This is a genomic window from Piscinibacter defluvii (assembly GCF_004011805.1).
Classification (GTDB): Bacteria; Pseudomonadota; Gammaproteobacteria; order Burkholderiales; family Burkholderiaceae_C; genus Piscinibacter; species Piscinibacter defluvii.
The window spans coordinates 25,424-39,536 of sequence record NZ_RCHJ01000027.1 but is presented as its reverse complement, the minus strand read 5'-3'; the positions used below and the strand labels follow the sequence as shown (position 1 = coordinate 39,536).

General features: G+C 73.3%; 14 protein-coding genes. 10 read left to right on the top strand and 4 right to left on the bottom strand.

Features of this window, described 5'->3' with window-relative positions:
* Positions 1-8 precede the first annotated feature (8 nt).
* From D9C15_RS29135 to D9C15_RS29095, 10 genes are all read left to right on the top strand, one after another.
* Positions 9-971: an AraC family transcriptional regulator gene (locus D9C15_RS29135; RefSeq protein ID WP_164886910.1), complete on the top strand. Its 963-nt coding sequence runs from the start codon at positions 9-11 to the stop codon at positions 969-971.
* A 189-nt stretch (positions 972-1,160) separates the two neighbouring features.
* Positions 1,161-2,294 (top strand): HlyD family secretion protein, encoded by a 1,134-nt coding sequence (locus tag D9C15_RS29130; RefSeq protein ID WP_164886909.1) that lies wholly within the window; start codon positions 1,161-1,163, stop codon positions 2,292-2,294.
* Positions 2,294-4,033: an ATP-binding cassette domain-containing protein gene (locus D9C15_RS29125; RefSeq protein WP_128002808.1), complete on the top strand. Its 1,740-nt coding sequence runs from the start codon at positions 2,294-2,296 to the stop codon at positions 4,031-4,033. Before D9C15_RS29130 ends, D9C15_RS29125 begins: the two co-directional genes overlap by 1 nt.
* Entirely contained in the window at positions 4,030-5,184 is a 1,155-nt protein-coding gene (locus D9C15_RS29120; protein ID WP_128002806.1) for an ABC transporter permease, read from the top strand. Before D9C15_RS29125 ends, D9C15_RS29120 begins: the two co-directional genes overlap by 4 nt.
* Positions 5,181-6,341, top strand: coding sequence for an ABC transporter permease (locus D9C15_RS29115; protein ID WP_164886907.1), 1,161 nt, complete (start codon positions 5,181-5,183; stop codon positions 6,339-6,341). Before D9C15_RS29120 ends, D9C15_RS29115 begins: the two co-directional genes overlap by 4 nt.
* 113 nt (positions 6,342-6,454) lie before the next feature.
* On the top strand, positions 6,455-7,138 hold the full coding sequence (locus D9C15_RS29110; RefSeq protein ID WP_128002802.1) for a dienelactone hydrolase family protein: 684 nt from the start codon (positions 6,455-6,457) through the stop codon (positions 7,136-7,138).
* A gap of 7 nt (positions 7,139-7,145) precedes the next feature.
* Positions 7,146-9,548 (top strand): PAS domain S-box protein, encoded by a 2,403-nt coding sequence (locus D9C15_RS29105; RefSeq protein ID WP_128002801.1) that lies wholly within the window; start codon positions 7,146-7,148, stop codon positions 9,546-9,548.
* A gap of 70 nt (positions 9,549-9,618) precedes the next feature.
* Positions 9,619-10,017 carry a response regulator gene (locus D9C15_RS29100; RefSeq protein ID WP_164886906.1) on the top strand — a complete coding sequence of 133 codons (399 nt, stop codon included), beginning with the start codon at positions 9,619-9,621 and terminating at the stop codon, positions 10,015-10,017.
* 81 nt (positions 10,018-10,098) lie between these two features.
* Positions 10,099-10,248 (top strand): hypothetical protein, encoded by a 150-nt coding sequence (locus D9C15_RS33570; protein ID WP_164886905.1) that lies wholly within the window; start codon positions 10,099-10,101, stop codon positions 10,246-10,248.
* A gap of 31 nt (positions 10,249-10,279) precedes the next feature.
* Positions 10,280-10,588, top strand: a complete 309-nt coding sequence (locus tag D9C15_RS29095) for a hypothetical protein (RefSeq protein ID WP_128002797.1) — start codon at positions 10,280-10,282, stop codon at positions 10,586-10,588.
* 19 nt (positions 10,589-10,607) lie between these two features.
* On the opposite strand, the gene D9C15_RS29090 is transcribed toward D9C15_RS29095, so the two are convergent.
* From D9C15_RS29090 to D9C15_RS29075, 4 genes are all read right to left on the bottom strand, one after another.
* Positions 10,608-11,321 carry an ABC transporter ATP-binding protein gene (locus D9C15_RS29090; RefSeq protein WP_128002795.1) on the bottom strand — a complete coding sequence of 238 codons (714 nt, stop codon included), beginning with the start codon at positions 11,319-11,321 and terminating at the stop codon, positions 10,608-10,610.
* Positions 11,321-12,070: an ABC transporter ATP-binding protein gene (locus tag D9C15_RS29085; RefSeq protein ID WP_128002793.1), complete on the bottom strand. Its 750-nt coding sequence runs from the start codon at positions 12,068-12,070 to the stop codon at positions 11,321-11,323. Before D9C15_RS29085 ends, D9C15_RS29090 begins: the two co-directional genes overlap by 1 nt.
* A complete protein-coding gene (locus D9C15_RS29080) occupies positions 12,067-13,065 on the bottom strand; it encodes a branched-chain amino acid ABC transporter permease (protein ID WP_128002791.1) in 999 nt (332 codons plus the stop codon). The genes D9C15_RS29085 and D9C15_RS29080 overlap by 4 nt, the downstream gene beginning before the upstream one ends.
* A gap of 113 nt (positions 13,066-13,178) precedes the next feature.
* The gene (locus tag D9C15_RS29075; RefSeq protein WP_128002789.1) at positions 13,179-14,060 is read right to left on the bottom strand and encodes a branched-chain amino acid ABC transporter permease; all 882 of its coding nucleotides are present in this window, start codon (positions 14,058-14,060) and stop codon (positions 13,179-13,181) included.
* Positions 14,061-14,113: the final 53 nt, after the last annotated feature.

Here is a 14,113-nt window from a genome sequence, read left to right as displayed (position 1 = left end):
TGCCGGCCATGTCGTCGACTGCCCAATCCCCCGAGGCCCGCGAGGATTTCTCCGCCGAACCGGTGCGCCAGCGCCTGGCGGCGCGGCTGATGCGCCACGGCACCGGCCTGCAGGCGCTGGCCGAGTCCGCCGCCATCCCCGGCCTGATGATGATGCGGCTGCATGGCTGCGAGGGCATGGTGTGCGCCATCTACGAGCCGCTGGTGGCGCTGGTGGTGCAGGGCAGCAAGCGGGTGAGCTTCGGCGACGAGACCTACCGCTACGACCCGCAGCGCTACTTCGTGACCCCGCTCGAGCTGCCCGGGCGCTCGGTGGTGCTGGAAGCGACGCCGGAGCGCCCCTTCCTCTCTCTCGCGCTGCGGCTGGACCTGCGCGAGATCGCGACCCTGGTGCTCGAGGGTGTGGCGCCGCCGCCGCCCGCGCCGGGCGCGGGCCGCCGCGCGATGGCCACCGGCGCGGTGGATGCCCCGCTGCTCGACGCCTTCGACCGCCTGCTCGCGCTGCTCGACCAGCCGCAGCACGCGCCGGTGCTGGCGCCGCTGATCCGCCGCGAGATCACCTACCGGCTGCTCACCGGCGAGGCCGGCTGGCGGCTGCGCCAGATCGCCGCGGTGGACAGCCAGGGCCACCAGGTCTCGCGTGCGATCAGCCTGCTGCGCGCGCGCTTCGCCGAGCCCTTGCGTGTGGAAGACCTGGCGCGCGAGGCGCTGATGAGCGCCTCGAGCTTCCACCACCACTTCAAGGCGCTGACGGGCATGAGCCCGCTGCAGTTCCAGAAGCAGCTGCGCCTGGGCGAGGCGCGCCGGCTGATGCTGGTCGAGGACCTCGACGCCTCGACCGCGGCCTACCGCGTCGGCTACGAAAGCGCCTCGCAGTTCAGCCGCGAGTACGCGCGCCAGTTCGGCGCGCCGCCGATGCGCGACATCGCGGCCCTGAGGCTGCGCGGGGAGGGCGCGGTGGCGGCGCCGTAAGGGCGCCCGCGCCGTCGCGGCGCGGCTGCTCGGCGGGCGTTGCCGGGCGGTCCCTCGCCGCGCGCCAGGGCGTTCGAATGGCGGCACCCCCGGGCGATGCGCCCGGAGCTTGAGTGCGATCAACCTCGCCGGCGCGCCAGCGGACATGCTGGCCGCCGGTGCGCCTGCCGCACGCAAGGCTGGGGGACGATGAACGCCGAGACCGAGGACCAGCGGCCGCCGAGGCGGTGGAGGGTGGGGCTGGCCGTGGCGCTGCTCGCCGCGGCCGCCATCGCCGTCGCCGTGGGTGTGGCCGTGCAGCGCCGCTGGCCGGTCGACAGCGGCCTGCTGCAGGTCAACGGTCGTGTCGAGGGCGACCTGGTCACGCTGGCGCCCAAGGTGCCCGGCCGGATCGCCGCGCTGTCGGTGCGCGAGGGCGACGCGGTCGGCGCGGGGCAGCCGGTCGCGCGGCTGGAGGATGCCGGCGCCGCGGCCCGGCTGGCGCAGGCACGGGCCGCGGCCGAGGCGCTCGACCAGCAGGTGCGGGCGATCGACGCGGCCATCGCCCTGCTGCGCGCCGAGAGCGCGGCCGCCCAGGCCGCCGCGCAGGCCGGCGTGGTGGCGGCCGAGGCGGACCTGCGCCGCGCCGATGCCGCGGCCGAGCAGGAGGAGCGCAACCTGGCGCGCGCCCGCGAACTGGCGGCGATGGGCTTCGTCGGCCCGCAGGCGCTGGAGGTCTCGGCGCTGGCGCTGCGGGTGGGCCAGGAGCAGCGTGCCGCGGCCGCCGCGGCACGTGTGCGCAGCCGGGAAGTCCTGAACGACGCTCGCCTCGGCCCGCAGCGTGTCGGCGCGCGCGAGGCGGAGCGCGCGGCGCTGCAGGCGCAGGCCCAGGCGGCGTGGGCGCGCGTGGACGAGGCACGGGTGCAGGTCGACGAACTGCGCGTCGCCGCGCCGGCCGCGGCGGTCGTGACCAACCGCTACGTGAACCCCGGCGAGGTGGTGGCCGCCGGCACGCCGCTGTTCGGGCTGATCGACCTGTCGCGTGTCTACCTGAAGGTGTTCGTGCCGGAGCCGCTGATCGGCCGCCTGCGGCTCGGCCATGCGGCGCAGATCTGGTCCGACGCCTTCCCCGACGCGCCCTTCGACGCCCGGGTCGGCTACATCGCGTCGCGCGCCGAGTTCACGCCCAAGGAGATCCGCACCGTCGACGAGCGGGTCAAGCTGGTGTTCGAGGTGCGCCTGTATCCCGTGGCGGACCCGCGCGGCCGGCTGCTGCCGGGGCAGCCCGCCGACGCGATGATCCGCTGGGACGAGCAGGTGCCCTGGCGCCGCCCGCAGCGCTGATGGAGTCGACGCCGGTGGTCCGCCTGCGCGGCCTGGTCAAGCGCCACGGCCCGCGCGTGGCGGTGGACGGCGTGTCGTTCGACGTGCCCGCGGGCGCACTGTTCGGCCTGATCGGCGCCGACGGCGCCGGCAAGTCCAGCCTGATGAAGGCGGTGGCCGGTGTGCTGGCCCACGATGCCGGCGAGGTGGCGGTGTTCGGCCACCGCATCGACAGCGAGGCCGCCGCGGAGGCGGTCAAGGCGCGCCTGGGCTTCATGCCGCAGGGCCTGGGGTTGAACCTCTACCCCGAGCTCTCGGTCGAGGAGAACGTCGACTTCTTCGCGCGCATGCGCCTGGTGCCCGAGGCCGAGCTGGCGCCGCGCAAGGCCCGGCTGCTGGCGATCACCCGCCTGGCCGGCTTCCGCGAGCGGCCGATGAAGCAGCTTTCCGGCGGCATGAAGCAGAAGCTCGGGCTGGTCTGCACGCTGATCCACGCCCCGGCGCTGATCGTGCTCGACGAGCCCACCACCGGCGTCGACCCGGTGTCGCGGCGCGACTTCTGGATGATCCTCGCGCAGCTCATCGAGGAAGGGCGGCTCACCGCGCTGGTCTCGACCGCCTACCTCGACGAGGCGAGCCGCTTCGATCGCCTGGTGCTGATGCACGCCGGGCGCGTGCTCGCCGAAGGGCCGCCGGAGTCGCTGCGCGGCGGCGCGGGCGACCTCGAGGCGGCGTTCGTGGCGCTGCTGGCCGGTGCCGGCGCAACGCCGGAGCCTGCCGCGCCCGACGCCGTCGCGGCGCCCGGCCCGGCCGGGCCGCCGGGCGACGCGATCGACGCGCGCGAGCTCACACGCGACTTCGGCCGCTTTCGCGCCGCCGACCGGGTGTCGTTCTCGGTCCGGCACGGCGAGATCTTCGGCCTGCTCGGCGCCAACGGGGCGGGCAAGACCACCGTGATCAAGATGCTCACGGGCATCCTGCCGCCCAGCGGCGGTGCGGGGGTCGTCGCCGGCGTCGACATGCGCCGCGCCGGCCGGCTCGTGAAGGCCCGCATCGGCTACGTGTCGCAGGTGTTCTCGCTCTACGGCGACCTGAGCGTGGACGAGAACCTGCAGCTCTACGCCGGCATCTACGGCCTCGGCCGGCGCGAGGCCACGCGCCGCGTCGCCGCGCTTCTCGACGCCGGCGGCCTCGCGGCCCGGCAGCACGACCGCGCCGGCGAGCTGCCGATGGGCCTGCGCCAGCGCCTCGCGCTCGCCTGCGCCACCGTGCACGAGCCGCAGGTGTTGTTCCTCGACGAGCCGACCTCGGGGGTCGATCCGCTCGGCCGGCGCCAGTTCTGGGCGCTGCTGCGCCGTCTCGCGCGCGAGAAGGGCACGGCGATCCTGCTGACCACGCATTACATGCTCGAGGCAGAGTACTGCGACCGGCTGGCGCTGATGCATGCCGGCCGCATCGTCGCCGATGCCAGCCCTGCGGCCATGAAGCAGGCGCTGGTGCGCGACGCCGGCGCTCTGCTCGAGGTGGCCGCCGAGCCGCTGCTGCCGGCGCTGCAGGCGCTGCGCGAGGCCGGCTTCCCCGGGGCGGTGCTGCACGGCCGGCGCATCCACGTGCTGGCGCACGACGCCGACGCGGCGCGCGCACGCATCGAGGCCGCCTGCGCCGACGCCGGCCTGCGCCTGCACGACGTCGCGCCGCGCGCGCTGACGATGGAGGACGTGTTCGTGCACCGCGTCCTGGCGCTGGAGCGCTCGGCATGAACCTGCGGCGCGTGCTCACCCTCACGCTCAAGGAGTGGCGCGAGATCCTGCGCGACCCGGTCTACCTGACGCTCGCCTTCGTGATCCCGGTCGTGCTGATGGTGGTGGTCGGCCACGGCATCACGCAGGAGGTCGAGAACGTCGGGCTGGTCGTGCTCGACGAGGACCGCAGCCCGACCAGCCGTGGCTACGTGCAGAGCTTCGTGTCGACGCGCCACTTCCGCCTCGCCGGGCAGGCGCAGGACCTGCGCGAGGCCGACGCGCTGCTCGCGCGGGGCGAGGCGCGCGTGGTGCTGTGGGTCGGCCCGGGTTTCGAGCGCGACCTGCTCGCCGGCCGCCCGGTGGACGTGCAGGCCATCATCGACGGGGCGTTCACCGTCACCGCCCGCACCATCCGCGCCTACCTGGAGGCGATCAACGCGCAGGCCGCCACCGCGATCGCGACGGGCGTGCTGGCGCGCCGGCTGGCGCTGCCGCCGGCCCGGGTGGCGGGGATGCTGCAGCCGCTGCGCCTGAGCGTGCGCTTCCTCTACAACCCGGCGGCGCGCAGCAACCTCACCGTGGCGCCGCCGCTGATGATGCTGGTGCTGCTGCTGGTGCCGCCGCTGCTCACGGCCGTCAGCGTGGTGCGCGAGAAGGAGACCGGCGCGATCTACAACATGGCCAGCTCCACCGTGACGCGGCTGGAGTTCCTGGTCGGCAAGCTGGTGCCGGCGGTCGTGGTCTCGGGCGTCGACGCGTTGCTGCTGTGGCTGATCGCGCACTTCTACTTCGGCGCGCCCTTCCACGGCAGCGCCTGGCAGTTCGCGCTGGCCACGGGGCTGTACGTGCTGGCCACCAGCTCGCTCGGCCTGCTCGTCTCGATCGTCACCCGCACCCAGCAGGCCGCGATCATGATCGCGACCATGACGGCCTTCGTGGTCGCCTTCCAGTTCGCCGGCATGTTCGCCCCGCTCGAGTCGGCAACGGGCGTGGGCCGGGTCGTGGCGAGGCTGTTCCCGGCCAGCTACTACGACACCATCGTGATGGGGGCGTTCCTCAAGGGCATCGGCCTGCCGACGCTGTGGCGCGAGTACCTCGCGCTGGCCCTCTACGGGCTCGTGGTGCTGGGCCTGGCCCACGCGCTCTTCCGCAAGCGGACGCGCACGTGAACGGCCGCCGCTCGCCCGTCGCGGTGTGGCTCGGCCAGGTCGGCATCCTGGTGCGCAAGGAGCTGCTGCAGATCGTGCGCGATCGTGCGCTGCTGCTGTTCACGGTGTACATCTTCACGCTCGACATCCTGCTGGCCGCCGGCAACGCGGGCTTCGACGTGCGTCACGCGCCGATCGGCATCGTCGACCTGGACCGCAGCGCCGCGTCGCGCGAGCTGGTCTACCGCTTCCGTGCGCCGCATTTCGAGGCCCGCCCGCTGAACGCCTCGCCCGACGCTGCCGGACGCCTGCTCGACGAGGGCGCGATCCACGCGCTGCTCGAGATCGGGCCGGGCTTCGAGCGCTCGCTGCAGCGCGGGCAGGAGGCCCCGGTGCAGCTGGTCATCGATGGCAGCAAGGCCACGCTCGGCTACCTGATCGAGAGCTACGGCGAGCGCATCCTGGCGCAGGAGTCGGCCGGCTGGGCCGCGGCCCGTCTGGCGCGCGAAGGGGTGGACGCGCGCAGCCTGCCGCAGGTGCGCCTGCAGCCGCGCACCTGGTACAACGCCGACCTGCGCGAGACCTGGTTCGCTACCATCTCCGAGCTGGTGACGATGATGACCGTCGCGGCGATCTTCCTGCCCGCCGCCGCGCTGATCCGCGAGAAGGAACGCGGCACCATCGAGCAGCTGCTGGTCTCGCCGCTCGCGCCGCTGCAGATCGTGCTGGCCAAGGTGTTCGCGATGACCCTGGTGATGCTCGCCGGCGCCGCCGTGGCGGTCGGCGGCATCATGGTCGGGCTGCTCGACGTGCCGTTCCGCGGCAGCCCGGTGCTGTTCTTCGCGCTGCTGGCGCTGTATGCGGTCACGACGTCCGGCCTCGGCATCGTCGCGGCGACCTTCGCGCGCAACTCCGGCCAGGTGGGCCTGATCGTGCTGCTGATCGTGATGCCGATCCTGTTCCTCTCGGGCTCATGGAACCTGGTCGAGGGCATGCCGGCGTGGCTGCGCGCCGGCATCGAGCTCTCGCCGCTGCGCCACTTCGTGCCGATCGCCTACGGGATCGTCCTGCGCGGCACCGGGCTGGACGCGATCTGGCCGTCGGTGGTGAAGATGCTCGCGCTCGGCACCACGCTGTTCGCCGTCGGCGTCTGGCGCTTCCGGCGCCAGTTCCGCTGAGCCTCGCCGCGCTCGGCCGGGCCGCCGGGCGCGGTGCACTTGCGCTGGCTCAACGGGCCCGGACGGCACCGGTCTAAGGTTCGGCCCCCGACGTCGTCGATGGAGGAGCTGCCATGCCGGCCGAGCACCTGGACGCGATTGCCCGGGCCGTGCGCCACGAGGCGGTGGCGCTCGGACCGCGCGCGCTGCGCGGCGAGCTGGCCCTGCCCGGGCATGCCACCGGCCTGGTGGTGTTCGTGCAGGGCAGCGGCAGCGGGCGCAGCCCGACGCACCGGCACACCGCGCGCTGCCTGCAGCGCGCCGGGCTGGCCACGCTGCGGGTCGACCTGCTGAGCGACGCGGAGGCGCATGACCGCACCAAGGCCTTCGACGTCGAGCTGCTGGCCGAGCGGCTCGGCGAGGTGATCGACTGGGCCGGCAGGCGCGACGACCTGGCCGGCCTGCCGCTGGCGCTGCTGGGGGTCGGCACCGGAGCCTCGGCGGCGTTCCTGGCCGCCGAGCGCCGGCCGCGCCAGGTGGCCGCGGTGGTGTCGCGCAGCGGCCGGCCCGACCTGGCCGACGGCGCGCTCGCCGGCGTGCACGCGCCCGCGCTGCTGCTGGTCGGCGCCGACGACCCGGTGGCGCTCTCGCTGAACCGCGCCGCGTGCACGCGGCTGCCGGGCGAGGCCCGGCTCGAGCTGATCCGCAGCCCCAGCACACCCGCCGGCGCCGCGGGCCCGCCCGACCGCGCCGCCCGCACCGCCGCGGCCTGGCTGGTTTCGCACCTGGCGCCGCCGCGGCAGCTCCGCGTGTCCTGAGGCCAGCTTGCTGAACGAGCACGACCGGCTGGAGCTGCGCGAGGGGCAGCTGCGCGGCATGCTGGAGACCGCCAGCGAAGGCATCGTCGCGGTCGACGAGGCGCAGACGATCGTGATGGCCAACCGAGCCGCGGCGGACATGTTCGGCCGCCGCGTCGACCAGCTGATCGGCGCCGACCTGTCGTGCCTGATCCCGGAGCGCTTCCGCGCACGCCACCGGATCGATCTGGCGGCATTCGGCGACGCCGAGGCGCCGGCGCGCCGCATGCGCGGGCGCGGCGAGATCCTGGGCCTGCGCGCCGGCGGCGAGGAGTTCCCGCTCGAGGCCGGCATCTCGCAGGCGCACGTGGACGGCAAGCGCCTGTACACGGTGGTGCTGCACGACCTCAGCGAGGAGCGGCGCGCCGCCGCCGTGCTGCACCACAGCGCGCAGATGCTGGCCGCCACCTTCAACGTCAGCAACGTGGGCATGGTCCACATCGACCCGTCCACGCGCCGCTTCGTGGCCGTCAACGCGGCGTTCTGCGCCCTGACCGGCTTCGACGAGGCGGAGCTGCTGGCGATGGGGCCCGACGACCTCAACCATCCCGACGACCGGCTCGACGAGGCCCGTTTCCAGGCGCTGCTGGAGGGCCGGGCCGGCTACCGCTTCGAGAAGCGGCTGGTGCGCAAGGACGGCGGCATTCGCCACGTGCAGCTGGAGGGCAACGTGGTGCGCGACGCCGACGGCCGCGTGCAGCGCGTGGTCGGCGTGCTGCACGACGTGACGGCCCGCCGCGCGGCGGAGGATGCCTTGCGCAGCCGCGACGCGCGCCAGACCTTCCTGGTGCGCCTGAACGACCGGCTGCGGCGGCTCGACGACCCGGTCGCGGTCACCACCGACGCGGTGTGCCTGCTCGGCGAGTTCGTCGGCGCGCAGCGCGTCGGCTACGCCGAGGATGCGGGCGACGGCGTGACGATCGACGTGACGCAGAGCTACAGCAACGGCGTGCCCGACCTGATCGGGCGATACCGCAACGAGGACTACGGGCCGGCCCTGCTGCAGGCCCTGCGCGCCGGGCGCACCGTGGTACGGCCGGACATCGCCGGCGACGCCTCGCTCGGCGACGCGGAGAAGGCCGCCCATGCGCGGCTGCACCTCGGCGCCAGTGTCGACGTGCCGCTGCTCAAGGGCGGGCGGCTCGCCGCGGTGTTCTTCGTGCACGCCAGCACGGCGCGCCACTGGAGCGCCGACGAGGTGGCGCTGTTCGAGGAGGTGGCCGAACGCATCCGCGCCGACATCGAGCGCACCCGGGCGGAGGCAGCGCTGCGCTCGGCCAAGGCGCAGCTCGAGGCGGCGCTGGCGAGCATGAACGACGCCGTCTTCATCGCCGATGCGGACGGCCGCGTCCTGACCTTCAACGACGCCTTCGTGACCTTCCACCGCTGCCGCGGCCGGGCCGACTGCCCCACGGAGCTGCAGTGCTGGGGCGAGATCGTCGAGGTCTGCTGGCCCGACGGGTCGCCTGCGTCGCCCGAGCACTGGGCCGTGCCGCGGGCGCTGCGCGGCGAGACCGGCAGCAACGTCGAGTACGTGCTGCGGCGCAGGGACAGCGGCGAACGCTGGGTGGGCAGCTACAGCTTCGCGCCGATCCGCGACGCCGCCGGGCGCATTGCCGGCGCGGTGGCGAGCGCGCGCGACGTGACCGAGTTCAAGCGCATGCACGCCGAGCTGCAGGCCTCGCACGCCGAGCTGCAGCGGCTGCTCGACGCGCGCGAGGGCGTGCAGGAGCGCGAGCGGCTGCGCATCGCGCGCGAGCTGCACGACGACATGCAGCAGAGCCTGGCCGCCGTGCTGATGGAAGCCACCGTCGTGCGGGAGTCGCTCGGCCACGCCGACCCGGGCGCGGCGGAAGCGCTGGCGCGCATCGAGCACGCCACCGAGCAGGCCATCGCCTCGGCGCGCCGCATCATCCACGACCTGCGCCCGCAGGCGCTCGAGGAGTTCGGCCTGGTGGCCGCGCTCGAGAACCTGGCGGCGCAGTTCAGCCAGCGCACCGGCATCGCGTGCCGCGTGGACGCGAGCGGACTGGCCGCGGCCGACGAGGCGCGTCTGGTGCCGCAGGGCACCTGCCTCTACCGCGTGGCGCAGGAGGCGCTGAACAATGTCGCCAAGCACGCCCACGCCAGCACCGTGCAGGTCACGCTGGCCAGCCGGGCGCCGCAACAGCTGCTGCTGTCGGTGGCCGACGACGGCATCGGCATCGCGGCGGGCAGCGAACATCGGCACGGCGCCTTCGGCCTGATCGGCATGCGCGAGCGGCTGCGCGCGGCGGGCGGCACGCTGCAGGTGCACAGCCCGCCGGGCGGCGGGACGACGCTCGATGCGCAGGTGCCGCTGGCGCCGCCCGAGCACCGGCCGGGGAGGTGATCAGGCGCAATCGGCACCGACCCGCGGCGCGCATGATGGACACGAAGTGCAGTCATGTGGGTTGCGGGCCATGCCGATGCGGGTGCTGCTGGTCGATGATTCACGCCAAGTCCAGGCGGCGCTGCGGGCGCTGCTGTCGCGGGCGCCAGAGGTCGTCGTCGTCGGTGGCGCGGAAGACTGTGCCGGTGCGCTGGCGCTGATCGAGGACCGGGCACCCGACCTGGTGGTGCTCGACGTGGAGCTCGCGCATGGCGATCGCGGCTACGACCTGCTGCGCTGCATCCGCAGCCGGCACCCGCGGCTGCGGGTGGTCGTGCTGTCCAACTTCGGCTGGGAGGCGATGCGCAAGCCCTTCATCGATGCCGGGGCGCAGGCCTATTTCGACAAGGCGCTCGAGTTCCGCCAGGCCATCGACTGGATCCGCGAGCGCGCGGGTGCCGGCACGGGCAGCCCCGAAGGCCGCGCTTGAGCGAACGCAACGCGTGCTGCGGCCGGCTGCCTAGAGTGGTCTGCGGCCCGTGGGGCCGAACAATGCTTGCGCAGACGAGTCATGGCTTCCATCAGACGCTTCGAACCCGTGGACGACTGGCTTCGAACGCGCCTGCGCGAGTCGGTCCGAGAGGAGAAGCAGACCCAGGGCAACGGCGAGCGTGTGCTGACGCGCGAGAACGCCAGGGGAACGACGCTGGCGATCTCGTGACGGCACCCCGGCGGGGCCAGGAGGAGCGACGATGACGCATGCAGGCGAGCGGGCCGGTCCGGACCCGGCGCACCCGGACGACGCGGGCGAGGGCGAGCACATCGTCGAGCGCCCCGATGGTTTCCATTGGACCGCGCCCGACGGCCGCCAGGAGTTCGGCCCCTTCCCGACACGCGAGGAAGCGCTGGCCGACATGATCGACTCGGCCGACGAGCAGGCGCCCGAGCCGGGCGAGACGCTGCAGGAGGCGGAAGGCGAGGTCGGCATGGCCGACTGGATCGACCCGGAAACCGGCGAGCCGGCCGAGGGCGGCTGCCCGCCGCACCTCGCACCGGAGTGAACGCCGCGTTCGGCGTGCCTCAGACGCCCAGGCAGCCGGCCAGGGCCGGGTCGTCGGCGACCTGGCGCGCCGCGCCGCTCAGCGCCACCTGGCCCTTCTGGAGCACCACAGCGCGGTCGGCGTGGGCGAGCACCTTGCGCCAGTCGCGGTCGACGATGAGGGTCGCGATGCCGCTGGCGCGGATCTCGCCGATCACGCGCCAGATCTCGGCCACGATCAGCGGCGCGAGGCCTTCGGTGGCCTCGTCGAGGATGATCAGCTCGGGGTGGGTCATCAGCGCCCGGCCGATCGAGAGCATCTGCTGCTCGCCGCCAGAGAGCTGCGCGCCGAGATTGGCGAGGCGCTCCTTCAGACGCGGGAAGGTGGCCAGCACGCGCTCGAAGTCCCAGTCCTGGCGGCCATCGCGGCCGGGGCGCGCGGCCATCACCAGGTTCTCGCGCACGCTCAGGTTCGGGAACACGCCGCGGCCCTCGGGCACGTAGGCCACGCCCAGGCGCGCCACCTCGTGCGGCTTCGCGCGCGCCGCGTCCTGGCCCTGGATCTGGATGCGGCCCTCGCGCTGCGCCACATGGCCGAGCAGGCTGCGGATCAGCGTGCTCTTGCCCATGCCGTTGCGGCCCAGCAGGCCGACGGTCTCGCCGCGGCGGATCTGCAGGTCCACGCCGTGCAGCACGTGGCTCGAGCCGTACCAGGCGTGCACGCCCTGGGCGTCGACGATCACCTCTGCATGCATCAATGCTCTCCCAGGTAGGCCACCTGCACGGCGCGGTTGGTGCGGATCGCCGCCGGAACGTCGCTCGCGATCACCTCGCCGTTGACCATCACCGTGATGCGGTCGGCGATGCGGAACACCGCGTCCATGTCGTGCTCCACGAGCAGGATCGCGTGGCTGGCCCTCAGCGCGGCCAGCAGCGCCAGCATGCGCTCGGTCTCCTCGGCGCCCATGCCGGCCAGCGGCTCGTCGAGCAGCAGCACCTGCGGCGCGGTGGCCAGGCACATCGCGATCTCCAGCTGGCGCTTCTGGCCGTGCGAGAGCAGCCCGGCGGGGCGCTCGAGCACGTCCTCGAGACCGGCCTGCGCGGCGGCGGCGCGCGCGGCGCCGTTGCTGGCCGTGCATCGATCGGCGCGCTGCCACCAGGCCCAGGGCCGCGGCGTGCGCGCCTGGGCGGCGAGGCGGCAGTTCTCGGCCACCGTGAAGCTCGGGTAGATGGTGTTGCGCTGGTAGCTGCGGCCGAGGCCGGCGCGGGCGCGCCGGGGCTGCGTCCAGCCGGTGACGTCCTGCCCGAGCAGCTCGACCGTGCCGTTCGAGGGTTCGATCTCGCCCGAGAGCATGTTGATCAGCGTGGACTTGCCGGCGCCGTTGGTGCCGATCACCGCATGCACCTCGCCGCGGGCGAGCGCGAGCGAGACGCCGTTCACCGCGGTGAGGCCGCCCCAGCGGCGCGTCAGGCCCTGGCCGCGCAGCAGCACGTCGGTGTTCATGGCGCCACCTCCGTCGGCACGCCGGCGCGGGGGCCGAGCAGGCGCCCGGCGAGCCGCTCGCGCCACTGTCCGGGCAGGCCCACCAGCCCGCGCGGCAGCAGCGCCACGCAGGCGATGATGGCCAGCCCGAGGCCCAGGTGCCAGTGCTTGGCGAAGGCGCCGAAGATCGCCTCGCTCTTGAAGAACTCCTGCAGCAGCGCGAACGCGAACGCGCCGATCAGCGCGCCGCGCAGGTGGCCGATGCCGCCCAGGATCACCATGATCAGCACCGCACCGGAGTGGTGCCAGCTCATCAGCTCGGGGTTCACGAAACCGTCCTTCACCGCGAACAGGAAACCCGCCAGCCCGGCGATCGCGCCCGAGAGCGTGAACGCGGCGAGCTTGTACGGGTAGGTGGAGAAACCGGTGGCGCGCATGCGCTGCTCGTTGACGCGGATGCCGGCCAGTGCCCGGCCGAAGCGCGAGCGCAGCAGCACCGCGAGGAACACGAAGGTCGCCACCAGGCAGGCCAGCGTGAAGCCGTACATCACGAGGCCGTCGTCGAGGTCGCGTCCCGGCCACAGCAGCGGCTTGGTGTAGAGGTAGATGCCGTCGGTGCCGCCGCCCAGCGGCGTGTCGTGCACCACGTAGTAGGCCATCTGCGCGAACGCGAGCGTGACCATGATGAAGTACACGCCCTTGGTGCGCAGCGAGAGCGCCCCCACCGCCAGCGCATACAGCGCCGCGGCGGCGAGGCAGGCCGGCAGCAGCCACCATGCCGAGGGCGAGCCGCTCTCCGGCGAGAGCAGCACCGCCGCATACGCGCCGATGCCGAAGAAGCCCGCCTGGCCGAAGCAGACGAGCCCGGTGCCGCCGACCAGCAGCTCGAGGCTGAGCGCGAAGATCGCGTACACCATGATCTTGGTGACGAGGTCCAGCGCGTAGGGGCCGGCGAGCAGCGGCAGCAGCGCGAGCGCGCCGAAGCACGCCAGGACGAAACCGAGTCGACCATGCATGGAATTCGCTCCTGATGAGATCAAGCGAACACCGCGGAACCGGCTTTGCCGGGCCGCTGGTGTTGCCCCCTCGAGGGGGAGGCGGCCGCAGGCCGCTTCGGGGGTGGTCATAGTCATCCCGCCTTGAAGAGGCCGTCGGGTTTCCAGAGCAGGATCAGCGCCATCAGCACGTAGACCAGCACGCCGGCCGCCTGCGGCAGCAGCACCTTGCCGAAGGTGTCCACCGCGCCGATCAGCAGCGCCGCCAGCAGCGCGCCGCGGATCGAGCCGATCCCGCCGATCACGACCACCACGAAGCAGACGATCAGCACCGAGTTGCCCATGCCCGGGTAGACCGAGGACACGGGCGCCGCGACCATGCCCGCGAGCACCGCGATCGCGACGCCGGCCGCGAACACGACGCGGTACAGGAACTTGATGTCGATGCCCAGGCTCTGCACCATCTCGCGGTTGGTGCTGCCGGCGCGGATCATCATGCCCAGCCGGGTGCGCGTGAACACCAGGTACATGCCGAGCGCGAGCAGCAGGCACACGGCCGAGATGAAGAGACGGTAGACCGGGTAGGTCATCACGTCGCCGAGCGGCAGGCTGCCGGTGAGGATCTCCGGCGGCTGCACGCCGTGCACGTCGTCCCCCACGGCGAGCGAGCGCAGTTCCTCGAACACCAGGATCAGCCCGTAGGTCATCAGCACCTGCTGCAGGTGCTCGCGCTCGTAGAGGAAGCTGAAGAAGGCCCACTCGAGCACGTAGCCGAGGATCACCGCGAGCACCAGCCCGACCGCGAGCGTGGCGAAGAAGCCGCCGCCGAAGGTGCCGCCGACGATCGGCGCCAGCGCGTAGGCCATGTACGCGCCGATCATGTAGAAGCTGCCATGGGCGAGGTTGATGACGCCCATGATCCCGAAGATCAGCGTCAGGCCGCTGGCCACGAGGAACAGCAGCAGGCCGTACTGCAGGCTGTTCAGGCACTGGATCAGGAAGGTGGCGATATCCATCGGCAAAGCCTCCCCCGGACCGCGGCGCGAGCGCCGCGGTTCAGGCAGTTGTC